This is a genomic window from Vibrio fortis (assembly GCF_000695685.1).
Lineage (GTDB): Bacteria > Pseudomonadota > Gammaproteobacteria > Enterobacterales > Vibrionaceae > Vibrio > Vibrio fortis_A.
Genome location: NZ_JFFR01000027.1, coordinates 32,024 through 47,123 on the forward strand (window position 1 = coordinate 32,024; position 15,100 = coordinate 47,123).

Below are 15,100 nucleotides of genomic sequence, written 5' to 3' on the forward strand. Positions count from 1 at the left end.
GGACACTTTTTTCAACGTCGAATTGGTAATACTGGCGCCATAATTATTCGTGGGGTCAATAATGAGTCTCAAACAACCCATATCCTTAATCACCATTATCCAATTGAATTTGTGGAAGGTTCTGCTGACTTGGCTGATGGTACTTGTCGAAAATGTAATGTTGATCTTATTGCCACTGTTTATCGGTTTCGCTATCGACGGTGTGCTTGAACAAGATCTTCAACCGCTTTTGATGTTGGCTTTATGTCTGTTCGCGTTAGTGATCGTCAGTGTGGTTCGACGCTTCTACGACACCCGTGTTTATGGAGCGATTCGAGTAAAACTCGCTAATTTAGTTGAGCGCAATCTGCGTGGGTTAGAGCTGTCGGCTAAAGATGCGCGCCTAACCATGTCTCGTGAGCTGGTGGACTTTCTAGAAGAAGATTTACCGTCTTGATGACTGCCGTGGTGCAGCTGATTGCGACTGTGGTGATTTTGGCGACGTTCGATCAAACACTGGCACTTTCTATGTTGGGCGCGGGTATTGGCATGCTCATTATCTACGGCCTGTTCCATCGCACTTTCACTCGTTTAAACGGTGAGTTTAACGATCAAATCGAGCAACAAGTCTCGCTGCTTGGCGCTGCGAAGCTTTCAGCGATCAGACGTCACTTCGAACGTTTAAAGCGCTGTGAAGTAAAGCTTTCTGACACCGAAGCCATCGTCTACGGATTGATTTTTGCGTTGCTGTTTTCAGCAGTGCTCGGAAATCTATGGTTGGTGAGCTACATGGATTCACCAACGCCGGGGCAGGTGTTCTCTATCGTGACCTATTCATTGGAGTTCGTTGAGACTGCTGTGCTGCTACCTATCACCTTACAAACCCTCTCTCGACTTGGCGAAATAAGCCAACGTCTAAATCAAAAAAAACAATCGACAGGTTATCAAGGAGAAGCCTTATGAAGTTTAAAAAGCCGCTTTCCATTGTCCTCGGCTGCGTGGCGATACTCGCGGCTTTAATTCTCGTGGACGAGTTAGAACCGGATCCGGTGCTCCCAGAGTCCAAAGAGGTTGTTCTTGCGCCTGTATCCATTATTGAAGTTGAACCGAAGTCCTACCAGGCATCTTTGACCTTGTTGGCTGTGACTCAATCGCGCTGGCCAATACAGTTGAAAGCGTCAAGCAGTGCTCAATTGGCTTGGGTTAATTTGGAAATGGAACCCGGTACTTTAGTGAAGAAGGGAGACGTACTAGCCAAATTAGACAATAGCGCGTTGCGTTCCAATGTGGCGATGACGCTGAGTCAGGTCAAACAAGCTGAGCTGAATCTTAAGCAGATAGAGCATGAACAAACTGTGGCACTCAAAATGCTCAACCCTAGTAAAAGCTCAGCGTTTGCGCGCAAAGAGCCGCAAGTAGCCGCGGCCAAAGCAGAGTTAACACAAGCAAAACAGGCTTACCAAAGTGCAATAAAACTATTGGAAGAGTCGACCATTGTTGCTCCCTTTGATGCAGTGATTATGAGTCGTCATGTGAGCCCAGGAGAATGGATAGAAGCGGGGCAGGCTACCTTTGACTTAGCAGCGAGTGATTCGATTGATGTTGCTCTTCCTGTGTCGGAATTGCATTGGGCAAGAGTGCAACAAGCGGTGATTACTGGCCAAGAAGCTTCTCAACCAGAGATTACTGTGGTTAGTCGTTCTGGGCAGCAATGGCCTGCAGAAGTGCGTTACGTGTCTCCAAACGTTGATAGCGTTACTCGCCAAAGACAAGTGGTGCTTTCGGTTCAAAATCCGTATCAGGCACCACGTTTGTTCCCTAATCAACAGGTTGAGGTGAAAGTGAATCTTGGTGAGCAGAGCGATGTGAGCTCGCTTCCTATGAGCAGTTTAACGCGCGATGGTTATGTCTGGACGCTGGATAGTCACGACCAACTACAAAAAGAGCGAGTGACGTTGGTAGAAGAGACTCAAGATCGAGTGCACGTGAAGTTTGCTCAACACCAAAACAAAACTCGTTCTGTGGTTAAGTATCCTTTGTCTTCAATGTTAGCAGGTAAGCAAGTTGCGCCGATTCGCACGGTAGAGAACTTCGAAAGCAACACGGCTATTGCTTCTAAAGCACTTCAACAAGTGGAGGTAACCCCATGAGTTGGTTAACCAAGTGGTTTATTCATAACCCTGTTGCCGCCAACCTGCTCATGATGGCGATTGTGGTGAGCGGCGTGCTCTCATTTGGGCACTTAAGAGTAGAGTCTTTTCCGCAGGTCGCTCCTTCTTCTGTGGTCATCAACGTCGCGTATCCCGGCGGTACCGCGAAGCAGATTGACGAGAGTGTTACGCAGCGAATTGAAGAGTCGATAAGTGGGATTGCGGGTATTAAGCAGATCACCAGTCAATCCAGCGCAGGAGAGTCTCAAGTTGTGGTGCGTAAGACTAGTTCCACCGATCTTGATAAGTTGTTGGATGATGTTCGTAACCAAGTGAATGCCATCAATGGCTTTCCAGTTCAGGCTGAAAAACCGCAAGTCGTGCGCAATGAATTTACCAACCTAGCAGCGTTTGTGATTGTGTCTGGACCAAGGTCGGATGCTGAACTTCAGCCAATTGCTAGGCAAGTCGAGCAGGCGTTAAAAAAGCATCCACAGATTTCAAAAGTATCGAACTGGGGATCTCGTAGTCCTCAATTGATTATTGAGCCTAAGCCACAAGAGCTGGAGAATTTAGGGATTACCCTAGAAGATCTTGCTGGGATGATTGAGCAGCGCTCATTTGAGTCACGCACCGGAGAGCTGTTGAGCAGTAAAGGGCGAGTGATCATTCGTGGCGATGGCTACGCCGATGACTTACAGAAGCTTAATGATTTGGTTGTGATCGCCAATGCAAACGGCAAGGTTAGATTAGGCGATATTGCAACGCTTAGCCGAGGCTATGAGCAGAGCGGATCGATCGTGCGTAACAACGGTTCCAACGCGATTGCCTTGCTGATCAGCACCAGTCAAAGCGACAACCTATTAAAGGTGAGCGAAGCCGTACAATCTGTACTCGATGAGCAGCGAGCGGTGCTACCGTCGGACATTACGCTCGACACCATGGCGGACATGGCACCCTACATTGAAGATCAGCTGTTTCGTCTAGGTGATAATGCATGGCAGGGCTTGCTGATTGTTATCGTCTTGCTCGGCTTATTTTTGGAGCTTAAGCTTGCATTCTGGGTTGCTGTTGGGATTCCAGTGGCATTAGCCGGAACTTTGGTCACGATGCAACTTGCCAACTACAGCGTCAATGACATTACCTTGTTTGGTTTTATCTTAGTACTCGGGATCTTAGTGGATGACGCTGTGGTTGTGGGGGAAGCAATACATGAAAAACGCGCGTCAACACCAGCGGGGAAACCTATCGACCCTAAGCTCGCCGCTTGGCTAGGCGTACATTCTGTTTCGATTGCAACGGTGTTTGGTGTGCTGACGACCATAGCAGCGTTCTCACCGATGCTTTGGATTAACAATGAACTAGCTAAAGTGTTGGCGGGTTTCTCTGCGGTGGTGATCTTTGCTCTGCTTTTCTCATTGGTAGAGAGTAAATTCATATTGCCATCGCATCTGGCGCATATATCAGCCAAGCCAAAAGAGAACTGGATGAGTCGAATTCAGGGTATGGCGCAGAGTGGTTTGCAGATGTTCAATCTCAAAGTGTACAAGCCAGTTCTAGAGCATGCGTTGAACTATAAACTGGCTTCACTGATGGGTTTCGTCGCGATGATCACCCTGGCTTACGGCATGTGGTCGAATGGCGCGATACGTAGCTCACTGTTTCCTGAAATTCCAGGGCGCTACATCACCGCCAAAATTGAATTGGAAGATGGCGCGCCAATTCCATTGCAACAACAGGCTTTGTCTCAAGTTGAGTCTGCGATGGAAAAGGTAGAGAAAAGCCTACTCGAAGACTACCCATTGAGTGAGTCACCTGTTGTTAACTTGCTGGCATGGTCGGACGGGTATGGTGAGGTTGAGGTAACGGCGGAGCTTACCAACGAATCACTGACTGTTTTACCGAGCAATTTGCTGATCAACCGTTGGCGAGAAACGACGGGTGTGATTGAAGGCGCTTACTCAACTCAATTTAGCGCAGCCGAAGAGCCCGCCGGTGGAACCTTTATTACGGTGTCCGCTGATGATAGAGCACTGGCTAAGTTGGTGAGCAATCAGCTTGCACAAACGCTGGTGAATCTAAATGGTGTTTCAGATGTGTATGACGATGGTCAAGCTGGATCGCCTCAGGTTCGAATTGTAGTAAACCAATTTGGTGAGCAGCTAGGCCTGACTCAGGAGAAGCTCGCTAAGCTGGTGGGGCAGGCTTACGGTGAACGCGAAGTACACCGCTTGCTGGAAAAAGGGCAGGAAACCAAAGTACTACTGCAATATGCGCGAGAGCAACGTCAGACACTATCTCAACTTGAACAAGCCTTGATTCGCTTGCCTGATGGAGGTTCGGTGCTGTTAGGTGATGTGGCGACCCTGCAATATGAGCAAGAACCAGAAGTGGTTTATCGCCGTAACCGTGAACAGGTGCTTAATCTATACTGGAAGCAAAACCGAGACATACAGTCGCCTGAGCAGACGTTGAAGCAGTTAGATGAAACTATTGCGGCGCTAGAGGCTCAATACCCAGAGGTTACAATAAAAGCAGGTGGCGAGTTTGAAGAGATTGGCGAAGTATCATCAGGCTTTAAAACCGCGATGATTCTAACCCTGCTACTGATCTATATTTTGTTGGCAGTACCTCTTAAATCTTACTGGCAACCCTTTATCATTATGGCGGTGATACCGTTTGGGTTTGCTGGTGCGATCTTCGGCCACTACATCATGGGTTTGCCCATCAGCTTGCTCTCGATGTTCGGCATGATGGCGATGACAGGTATTGTAATTAATGACTCACTGGTATTGATCACGCGCTTCAATAGTGAGTACCGAAGTGGTGTTCCACTGCAACAAGCTTTGGTGACGGCTGGAACGAGTTGTTTAAGGGCGATATTCCTAACAACAATTACTACAGTTTGTGGTTTGTTGCCGCTACTGAGTGAAACTGCTGAGCAAGCCCAGTACTTGAAGCCTGCGGCGGTATCCTTGGTGTTTGGTGAGTTGTTCGCGACAGCTGTCACTTTGATTCTGATTCCGGTGTTACTGGGGCTGTTTTGCCGCAAAGCGCCTAAAGCTGAGCGAACTGAGTTGGTATTGGAGGGGGCTTCATGAAAGTTGAAGCGCAAACAAAGCAATATAACTTAAAGAACCACATACGCCGCAATGGGAAAGATATGAGTCGTAAGGAAGAGAATGAGTTAGACAACTCGACAAGGCAGCCAGCATTTCAGTTAGTGCCAGAGGTGGCGTTGTTAAAATCTCTTCCCGAGCACTTACAAAAGCGCTTTACACAAGCATTAACTATGATGCATGAAGAGTGGGCCGATCGTAGATCTTGGGAAGAAATTGCGACCGAATCAGCGATCTCGCCTTACCATTTTCATCGTCAGTTTTCTGAGCTGTTCAATGAAACTCCCGGTCAATATTTAGCGCGAATTCGCCTGCAAACGGCGGTAGGGTTACTGCTGAATGATGAACCTTGGAGCACCATGGAAATCGCTCAATATTGCGGCTTTTCATCATCCCAAGCTCTCGGCAAAGCTCTAAAAAGAGATCTTGGCGTGACGGCAAAACAGATTCGCAAAATGGCTTACGAAGCGACACCGCGAGAAACCGCAGATTTCCTTAAGCAACTTGCTCATCCAAGTGGCGAGGAATCAATGGAGAGTGAGTTAGCCAAGAAGATTCCAACCGAAGTGAAATGGTTTCCAGAGCGAGGTATGAAAGACCTCAAGCTGGACGATCCTGACTGGGACACGGTATTCGAAATTTACGGCAAAAAGTCGGCCCAACTAATGAGTATTACGCCACTTCATCAAATGAGAAAGTCTTGGGATGAGATCGACCTATGTGTGGGGAATTGGGATGTCGACCCTGCGCTGTATGATGTGGTTATTCCTGAAGGGCACTACTTGTGTAGCGAAGTGTATTTGGTCTCCGATGTGGGTTACAGCGTAGCGTTAGAATCTTTGTTTAATTGCGTAGAAGAGCGCGGGCTGGAGCTCGATCCTAAACGTCATTTAGTTGATATGATCTTAGATATCGAGACCTCCGGTGTAGAAGGGGTGACCTTCTCTTTCCAGCTACCTGTTTTAAGTGCACAAAGCAGAGAATAATAAAAAGGCTCCTCAAATGAGGAGCCTTTGTTCTGCTAAGGAGCAGCTTTATAGGAGCTTAATGGAGTGGGGGTTAAGCTTCTGCAGTTACCTTTGAATCGCTCATCTTTTTAAGCGCTGCGTAACCGAAGCCAGTTACCGCTGTACCCGCTGCAATCGCCACTAGGTACATAAGTACAGGAGAGATAGCACCTGGAATCAGTAGAACGAATAGACCACCGTGTGGAGCCATCAGTTGTGCACCGAACAGCATTGATAGCGCACCAGTCAGAGCACCACCTGCCATACATGCTGGGATAACACGCATTGGGTCTTTCGCTGCGAATGGAATCGCACCTTCAGAGATAAAACATAGACCAAGAACGAATGACGCTTTACCCGCTTCACGCTCGCCCGCTTCAAATTTGTCTTTCACTAGGAAAGTCGCAAGCCCCATACCTAGAGCAGGAACCATACCTGCTGCCATGATAGCTGCCATTGGTGCGTAAGTTTGCGAAGCCAGTAGACCAACACCGAATGTGTAAGCTGCTTTGTTTACTGGACCACCAAGGTCGAAACACATCATTGCGCCTAGAATCACACCCAGCAGAATCGCGTTAGACGTACCCATATTGTTTAGGAAGTCTGTCATCGCGCTCATCACGCCAGAAACAGGGCCACCCACGATGTAAATCATCACAAGGCCAGTGAACAAGCTCGCGATAAATGGAATGATAAGAATTGGCTTAAGCGCTTCCATAGATTGTGGAAGTTGAACCTTGTCAGCAATGAATTTCGCTGAGTAACCTGCAATGAAACCAGCCGCGATACCACCTAGGAAGCCAGCGCCTGTTGAGCTAGCAAGCATACCGCCGATTAGACCCGGAGCCAGACCCGGACGGTCAGCAATTGAGAACGCGATAAAGCCAGCAAGAACCGGAATCATCAGTGCGAATGCTGAACCACCACCGATAGTCATCAGTGCTGCCGCTAGCGTGCCTTCTTCTTTAAACGCCTCGATACCGAATACGAAAGAAAGCGCGATGATCAAACCACCCGCTACAACAACAGGTAGCATGTGAGATACACCTGTCATTAGGTGCTTGTATACACCTTTCTTCTCGTCAGCAGGTGCTGCTTGTGAAGAAGAAGCTGTGTGTTGGTATGGTTTTGCTTCAGCGAACGCTTTTTCAAACTCTTGAGTTGTCTTTTTAAGCGCAGGACCCGTTGTGGTTTTGTACAGTGGCTTACCATCAAAACGGTCGAGTGGTACGTCGATGTCCGCTGCGATGATGACAAGATCCGCCTCTGCAATCTCTTGATCGGTTAGTTGATTCTTCGCACCTACAGAGCCGCGAGTTTCAACCTTGATTTGGTGACCAAGACGTTGGCCCTCGTTCTCTAGCGCTTCAGCCGCCATGAAAGTGTGAGCAACACCTGTTGGACAAGCTGTAATCGCAACAATCTTTTTAGCGCCGCTTGCTGCTACTTCAGTTGCAGCGGTCGTTACTTGTGAAGCGTCCAACACAGTTGCGTTTGCTACTGCGCTTTCAAGAAATACTTTTGCGTCTGCAGTACACTCAGAGATTGGCGCTTGGTAAACCTTCTTGCCAACAAAGCGCTGTGTGTCTACGTCTGTGTTTGCGGCAATAACGACAGCGTCGCTGTTTGCAATCGCTTCTTCACAAACGGCTTCACTTGGAAGAACGCTTGACTGGCACTCAATATTGGCACTCCAACCTAGCTCTTTTGCGGCTTTCTCAAGCAGCCCTGCTGCGATGATGCTGTTTGCAACGCCACTTGGGCATGCGGTGATAATGGTAATATTCATAGTAAACCTTTGTCCTATTTGCTTGACTCAAACTGGTCAGTTGGAGTGGTAAGCGCCTGTAATTGGATATTTTGTAGTACTGAGTCCAGCTCTTTTTGGCTAGTTAAACCCACGCCGACTTGAGACACAGCAAGTGCCGAAAGGGCGGTGGCAAATTTGATTAGTTCTGGTTTAGGCATCTGTTGCATGTGCCCCCAACATAGGCCAGCAACTAAGGTGTCGCCTGCGCCAACTGTGCTCACGACTTGCATACGTGGTGGCTGTGAGTGAATCCACTCACCATTGTTCAGCCACATCACACCATCTGCTCCCAGAGAAACAACAATGTTCTCAATGCCTTTCTCGCTCAATGCTTGGCCTGCTTGTTGGCACTGCTTAGGCGTTGTAAGTTCTGCATTGAACAGTTGAGACAGCTCTTCGTCGTTCGGCTTGATAAGCCAAGGCTGAGCATTGATACCGGCTTTTAGTGCATCGCGGCTGCTGTCGAATAATACCTTCTTACCTAGGTCGCGTAGGCGTTGTACCCAAGATGCACAAAGTTCTGGAGATACGCCCTGAGGTAAGCTGCCTGCAATTACGAAGTACTCGTGGTCTTCTGCAAGCTCTAGCAGTGTGTTTTCAAATGCGCTGATCGCATCTTGATCAACCGGTACACCCGGGAAATTAATGTCACTAACTTGGCCGGAGGTTTCCACTAGCTTCACGTTGATGCGCGTTGCGCCGTCGACACGAATGAAGCGGTCGGTTGCACCCATTTCTGCAAACAGTTGGCAAAATGCCTCTTCATTGTTGCGACCCAAGAAACCGGTAACGGTAACTTTTGCGCCCAGCTCAGACAGCACTTTTGCTACGTTTACGCCTTTGCCTGCAGCGTGTAGCGAACCTTGATTTACCAAGCTCACTGAACCTACGTTTAGCGTATCAACGCTGCCTGTTAGGTCTAATGCTGGGTTCAGCGTTACTGTAACGGCTTTGATTTGCTTTAATTCAGTCATTGCTAATCCTTAACCTTCACCAAGGCCAGAAGCGATAGCTTTACCAATTGATTCAATAGCTTGTGCAGCATCGTCACCTTCAGCCGTGAACTGAAGCTGGTGGCCATGTTTCACGCCAAGCGCGATTACTTTCATTAGGCTCTTTGCGTTCACTTCTTTTCCGTCGCCGTCTAGGTTGGATACACGAATTGCTGCATCGAATTTTTTCGCTTCTGCAACCAGCATTGCGCCAGGGCGAGCGTGTAAGCCGTGTGCGTTTTTGATCTTAAAGATTGCTTGGTTGTCTGAGCCTTCAGCAGCACTGCTTGGTGCTTCGCCTTTTAGTTGAGCAATCACACCTTCGATGTCTGAATCGATCAGAGAGTTTTGCTTACCTTCAAAAACCAGTTGGCTTAGGTTTGCTAGGATGTTTTGGTGTGCGCTGTTACACGCTGCGAATGCGACAAGCGCTTTCACTTGAGTGCCTTCAAACTCACAATCATTAGCCGTAGAAACAAAAGACACAGCAGTGCGAGTCACGCCTTTGTCGCTACCGATCAGCCACAAACCTTGGCCCAAGTGAGTTGGTGTTTTAGTCACTAGATCAGCAACGAATGCATTATCAGCACAACCGGTGTTTTTCAGTAGGCCGCCCGCAACGGCAGACATTTGTACCATGTCGCTTGCTGGGAACTTAAGTTGAATTAAAGAAGCGTCTAGGTCTGCTTCAAGCTGAACTTCACCGTGAAGTAGGGCGATGATTTCGTCTTCTGTTTTCGCTTGTTGCAGCTTTTGCTCAACGCCGTCAGCAGAAAGAACTTTGGTTAGCTGCTTTAGAATGCCTAAGTGTTCGTCTGATTTTGCTGCAATACCGATTGCTACGTAAACACGGTTACCGTCTGCCCAGTCGATGCCTTCAGGGAAGTGGTGCACTGCAACGCCAGTCTCTTTTACTAAACCACGAGTGTCTGTTGTGCCATGAGGGATGGCGATACCGTTACCAAGGAAAGTTGAGTTTTGGTTTTCACGGTTAAGCATTCCTTCTACGTAACCTTCATCAACCAGACCTTTCTCAGTCAGTTTGCCAGCGATGTTACGAATAGCTTGGAACTTATCTTGCGCAGATTGACCAAGCGAAATGTCAGATTTAGTTAGTTTAAGCATGTTGCCTCTTTAGCTTATTGCTTTGTTTGAGCTTGTCGCTTCATTGTTGCTGTTATCCCGATTCAGGTTCTGCTTATTGAGTGCTGAACACCTTGCTGAACGTTTAGCTGAATCGGTTCAGCAAAAAGAGTAAAAAAATTCAGCAAAGCCCAGTTCTCTTGATAAAACTGATATTGCTGCTTAGCGTGTCTCGTTTCCTTTTAAAGATAGTCTTAAAAGATAGTCATCAATCTCAAAGTCGCTAAAAAAAGATGATTAGAGTCACTTTTCGGATTTTGCTGAATCCTTTCAGCTTTCATACTGAATCGATTCAGCATATAATTCAACTATTCTGAGGATCCGAACCTTGGTTATATGATCCTACGCACAAAATACAGGCCCTTGATATGACACTTGATGAAATAGCGAAACTGGCGGGTGTATCTAAAACCACCGCAAGCTATGTGATTAATGGTAAAGCTCAGAAGTACCGCATCAGCGAGAAAACGCAGCAGAAGGTGATGGCCGTGGTGAACGAGCACAACTACCGTCCAGACCACGCAGCATCGTCATTGAGGGCAGGTAACAGCCGTTCGTTTGGTTTGATTATTCCAGACCTAGAGAACAGCAGTTATGCACGTTTAGCTAAGTTGATTGAACAAAACTCTCGCAAAGTGGGTTATCAGATCTTAATTGGCTGTTCAGACGACGATGCTGAAACCGAGCGAAAAGTAGCAGAAGCCCTTGTGAGTCGCCGTATTGATGCTTTGCTTGTCGCAAGCTCGATGCCGGACGCTAACGAGTTCTATCTGCAACTTCAAAAGTCAGGAACACCAGTTATCGCCATTGACCGTCCGTTAGACGATGAGCACTTTGCCTGTGTGATTAGTGAAGATTTCGAAGCTGCGTTTGAACTGACGCACTCTATTCTTGATGACAATATCCAAAGCATTGGCTTGATTGGTGCCTTGCCTGACCTAAACATTTCGCGCGAGCGTCAATTGGGTTTTGAAGCGGCCAATAAAGCGCATACACAGCAAAACGGGCTGAAAGAGAACAAACCCACGGTTGTCGGTTATGGTGAACACTTCGATCGAGAATCAGGGCGCGAAATCTTTGAAGAGTGGATTGCGAAAGGAACGGTGCCGGATGCGATCGTCACTATGTCCTACACCTTGTTAGAAGGGGTACTGGATGTGATGGTCGAAAAGCCTGAGTTGGTCAATCAAGTCAAATTGGCGACCTTTGGTGATAACCGCCTATTGGATTTCCTACCGTTTAAAGTACATTCACTGCCACAACAGTTTGAGGTTATTGCAGACAGCGCATTCGCCTTGGCATTGAACGCTTCAGCAAAGCGTTACCAGTCAGGTATTGAACTGGTGCCACGAAGCCTCGTAAAACGCAGCTAACACAGTTAGCGTAAGCTCTAATTTCTTATCTAAGCCTCAGCGCCATTAAAGTGCTGAGGCTTTTTTATTGAATCAACAAACCGAATTCGATCAGCGCGACAATACCTAACAATAGGGCCAGTACCTTCCAAAACTGGATTGGGTTTCTATTGAGTAGTGGTTGCTGGGTTTTACGTTTCACTAGTTTAGAGTTTGGTGTGTAGAGATCAGAGATAAAGTCACCGAGTACGGAGTAACGCTCAGTTGGCTGCTCAGCACACGCCTTTTGTAACACCAAGTCAAACCAAGCGGGTAAGTCTGAACGCAGGCGCGTAATAGGCTGATAGTGCCATTGATGATGACGAGATTGAGCTAAAGATCGCGGCGTCATTTCTGGATAAGGGAGTTGTCCTGTCAGCATTTCATAACCAATTACCGCTACCGAGAACAGATCAGAGTTTGTGGTCGCAATATTCTGCTTAATGGTTTCCGGAGCGATGTAGTTGACGGCGCCAAGCGGAACCGCATCTTCTTCAACGGGTAAGCCTTCTTCGATGCCGCGAATCAATACGGCGCCAAGGTCGATGAGCTTAATATCGCCGTTCGGCAGTAGCATGATGTTTTCAGGCTTCAGATCGCGATGAACCATGTCAGCACGTTGAAGTACGCGAATGCCCTGAATGATCTTTTCCAGAATAGTACGCACTTCTGGCAAGCTTGGTTTGGGGTTGTCGTACATCCATTGTCTTAAGGTTACTCCCTCAACCATCTCACACACTTGATAAAGAAACTGCGAACGTTCGTCAGTCGGATAGACCTTCATAATGCGTTTGTTGTTAAGCAGCATGCCTGCCCATTGCTCGTTGTAAAACGCTTTGAGCTGCGCTGGATCGTCGTGATATTGCATTGAAGGTACTTTAATCACGAACTCGGTTTGGGTCTGGGTTTGCATCACACGATATACGTGGCTGCGGGTGCCAGAGTAGAGCACTTCCAACACCTGAAACTGGTCGATCATCTGCCCAAGTTTTAATACCGGAGGAATGACGCGTGTAGCGAGCTTTTCATGAAACTCAATCAATGATGGCTTAGGCAGTTGTGTTACCTCAATCATCAAGCAGCTGACGTTGTCCTTGCTGTGCATTGCCAAGGCTCTGTTACAGATCGCTTGAGTTGCCAGTTCAAAGTCATTCTGGTTATTGGTTCCTTCGACTAGATCTTCTTCATCAATAAACTCATGCACGCCATCGGTTGTTAGAATGAAACGGTCCTTGGCTTTAATAGGCAAGGCTTGGAAATCAACGTTCAGTTGGCTATCCATACCGAGAGCGCGAGTGAGGTAGTGGGTATTCACCAAGTTTTTACGAGTATGATCGCGGGTTAGCTGCTGAATTTTACCATCACGTAGTAAGTAGATACGGCTATCGCCAACGTGGAAGATATGAGCCGTATTAGATTTGATGATCACCGCGCTGAAGGTCGAGACCATGGTGTTGTGGGCGAGCTGCTTATCGTCATCAAGCTCAGAGAAGGAGGCGTTAAACAACCAAGAGTTGAGCGAGGTAAGCACCTTCTGGGCCGAGCGTTGAATGCTCCAGCTTTCCGGCGTTGCGTAGTAGTCAGTAATAAACTGCATCACACTGGTGTGACTGGCTTTTTGCCCCTGTTCACTGCAACTCACACCATCGGCAATACATGCCACGCTGCCCTTGAACTCTTGTTCGGCACGGGTTTTAGGGTGCTTAACGATAATCGCATCCTGATTTTCGTTTCTTACTCCTTGATGTGAGTAACCACCATAGTTGAGCTTGAGTTGGTTGCTTGCCTGCAGATGAATTCCTTGTCCCGCGTCCGGCGCTGCTGTTTGGCTTTGGCTAAATGAGAGAGTCATAACGTCCTTGCTCCTATCTGCTCATTGTTTGAAAAGGAAGGGAAAGAACAAAAGCCCCAGTCAGAAACAAGAGCTTTTGAACGAAGTAACCGAGTGTCGCAGTCCCGGTTACTTCTCCCGATATCATTCAATGAGTGGTTAGCTCGATACGTTAATCAACGTCACACTACCATCGTCATTTACTTCAGCAATTTGACCATTTGGCTCTTCCATAAACATCAGAGTTAGGAAGCCAAGTACCGCTGTTGCTGCAATCACAAGGAAGAAGGTTTGGTAGCTCACAAATGAAAGCACTGTTAGGTAAACTACCGCACCAACGTTACCGTAAGCACCCGTCATACCCGCGATTTGACCCGTCATACGACGCTTAATCAGTGGTACTGTCGCAAATACTGCACCTTCACCTGCCTGTACGAAGAAAGAACACGCCATTGCCGCAACAACCGCTAGCCATACTGGCCATGTGCTGTCGACTTGACCCATTGCAAAGTAACCCACCGCTAGACCTGCAGTTAGGATAAGCAGCGTTGGCTTACGGCCGAATTTATCTGAAATCCAACCACCACCTGGGCGAGACATTAGATTCATAAAGGCGTAGGCTGATGCCACCATACCTGCAAGTACCGGCGTTAGTTCAAAGGTTTCAGAGAAGAACAGTGGCAGCATAGAAACAACAGCCAGCTCTGAACCAAATGTCGCGAAGTAAAGCACGTTCAAAACCGCAACTTGCTTAAATTTATACTGGTGAATCTCTGGCACTTCTTCCTTGAAGACGTTCTTATTCACTTTCCAAACTTGAGATACTTCATACATATACAGCGCAGCCAGTACCGCATAAACACCGTATACCGCTGAGTCTGACAGCATGCCGATACCTGATGGAGACAGTTTCCAAGCCAGTAGCGCAAGCGCCGCGTACATAGGGATCTTCATGATGAGTAGAAAGAAAAAGTCACCCTTAGACGTTACTTCCATCGCTGTAACTTGTGCAGGTTTGAAGTAAGTAGAACCTTTTGGTGTATCCGATACGTTTTTGTAGAAGATAACTGAGAACAGAAGGCTCATTGCACCTGTCACACCCACTGCATAACGCCAGCCATCTTCGCCACCGAATACTAGTGCTAATGTAGGAAGGGTAAATGCCGCAGCTGCTGAACCAAAGTTACCCCAACCACCGTAGATACCTTCTGCTGTACCTAGCTCGTTGTGTGGGAACCACTCAGACACCAAGCGAATACCAACCACGAAACCAGCACCGATGAAGCCCAGTAGGAAACGAGCGATAGCTGCTTGCATGAACGAGTCAGCAAGGGCGAACATGAAACACGGAATCGAACAGATAGCGAGTAGGGCAGAGTAGACCAGTCTTGGACCATAGCGGTCGGTCAGCATACCAATGGCGACACGCGCTGGGATGGTTAATGCCACGTTTAAGATTAGGAGGGTTTTGATCTCTTCAGTAGTTAAGCCTAAAGAGGTTTTTACCATTTGCAGTAGTGGCGCAAAGTTAAACCAAACTACAAAGGTGATGAAAAAGGCAATCCAGCTAAGGTGTAAGATTTTCATCTTACCTGTAAATGAGAGCAGCGAAAATTTTGAGTTATCCATGTATTAAATCCTTTAAATATGGAAAGTGTCTAGAGTTCTTCTAGCCGTT

The 15,100-nt window shown here is 47.5% G+C and carries 9 protein-coding genes and 1 pseudogene; 5 read left to right on the forward strand and 5 right to left on the reverse strand.

Features of this window, described 5'->3' with window-relative positions; genetic code table 11:
* Positions 1–157: 157 nt before the first annotated feature.
* The 4 genes and pseudogenes from VFDL14_RS0123335 to VFDL14_RS06750 all read left to right on the forward strand — a co-directional run bounded on the left by VFDL14_RS0123335 (position 158) and on the right by VFDL14_RS06750 (position 6,234).
* A pseudogene (locus VFDL14_RS0123335) lies at positions 158–942 on the forward strand (ABC transporter six-transmembrane domain-containing protein).
* Positions 939–2,129, forward strand: a complete 1,191-nt coding sequence (locus VFDL14_RS06760; protein ID WP_032552310.1) for an efflux RND transporter periplasmic adaptor subunit — start codon at positions 939–941, stop codon at positions 2,127–2,129. Before VFDL14_RS0123335 ends, VFDL14_RS06760 begins: the two are co-directional and overlap by 4 nt.
* Positions 2,126–5,230: an efflux RND transporter permease subunit gene (locus VFDL14_RS06755; protein ID WP_032552311.1), complete on the forward strand. Its 3,105-nt coding sequence runs from the start codon at positions 2,126–2,128 to the stop codon at positions 5,228–5,230. The genes VFDL14_RS06760 and VFDL14_RS06755 overlap by 4 nt, the downstream gene beginning before the upstream one ends.
* A gap of 62 nt (positions 5,231–5,292) precedes the next feature.
* Positions 5,293–6,234 (forward strand): helix-turn-helix transcriptional regulator, encoded by a 942-nt coding sequence (locus VFDL14_RS06750; protein WP_032552900.1) that lies wholly within the window; start codon positions 5,293–5,295, stop codon positions 6,232–6,234.
* A 73-nt stretch (positions 6,235–6,307) separates the two neighbouring features.
* Here VFDL14_RS06750 and fruA read toward each other — a convergent pair whose 3' ends face one another.
* Genes fruA through fruB form a run of 3 tightly spaced genes read right to left on the reverse strand, consistent with a single transcriptional unit; the run spans position 6,308 to position 10,182 of the window.
* Positions 6,308–8,044, reverse strand: a complete 1,737-nt coding sequence (fruA, locus tag VFDL14_RS06745) for a PTS fructose transporter subunit IIBC (RefSeq protein WP_032552312.1) — start codon at positions 8,042–8,044, stop codon at positions 6,308–6,310.
* 14 nt (positions 8,045–8,058) lie between these two features.
* Positions 8,059–9,039 (reverse strand): 1-phosphofructokinase, encoded by a 981-nt coding sequence (pfkB, locus tag VFDL14_RS06740; RefSeq protein ID WP_032552313.1) that lies wholly within the window; start codon positions 9,037–9,039, stop codon positions 8,059–8,061.
* A gap of 9 nt (positions 9,040–9,048) precedes the next feature.
* On the reverse strand, positions 9,049–10,182 hold the full coding sequence (gene fruB / locus VFDL14_RS06735) for a fused PTS fructose transporter subunit IIA/HPr protein (RefSeq protein ID WP_032552314.1): 1,134 nt from the start codon (positions 10,180–10,182) through the stop codon (positions 9,049–9,051).
* Between the two features lie 386 nt (positions 10,183–10,568).
* On the opposite strand from fruB, the gene cra reads away from it, so the two are divergent.
* The gene (cra, locus tag VFDL14_RS06730; protein ID WP_032552315.1) at positions 10,569–11,573 is read left to right on the forward strand and encodes a catabolite repressor/activator; all 1,005 of its coding nucleotides are present in this window, start codon (positions 10,569–10,571) and stop codon (positions 11,571–11,573) included.
* A 64-nt stretch (positions 11,574–11,637) separates the two neighbouring features.
* Here cra and VFDL14_RS06725 read toward each other — a convergent pair whose 3' ends face one another.
* Complete coding sequence (locus VFDL14_RS06725) at positions 11,638–13,443, reverse strand: bifunctional protein-serine/threonine kinase/phosphatase (protein ID WP_032552316.1); 1,806 nt, start codon at positions 13,441–13,443, stop codon at positions 11,638–11,640.
* Between the two features lie 138 nt (positions 13,444–13,581).
* Complete coding sequence (locus VFDL14_RS06720) at positions 13,582–15,051, reverse strand: NarK family nitrate/nitrite MFS transporter (RefSeq protein ID WP_032552318.1); 1,470 nt, start codon at positions 15,049–15,051, stop codon at positions 13,582–13,584.
* Between the last annotated feature and the right edge of the window lie 49 nt (positions 15,052–15,100).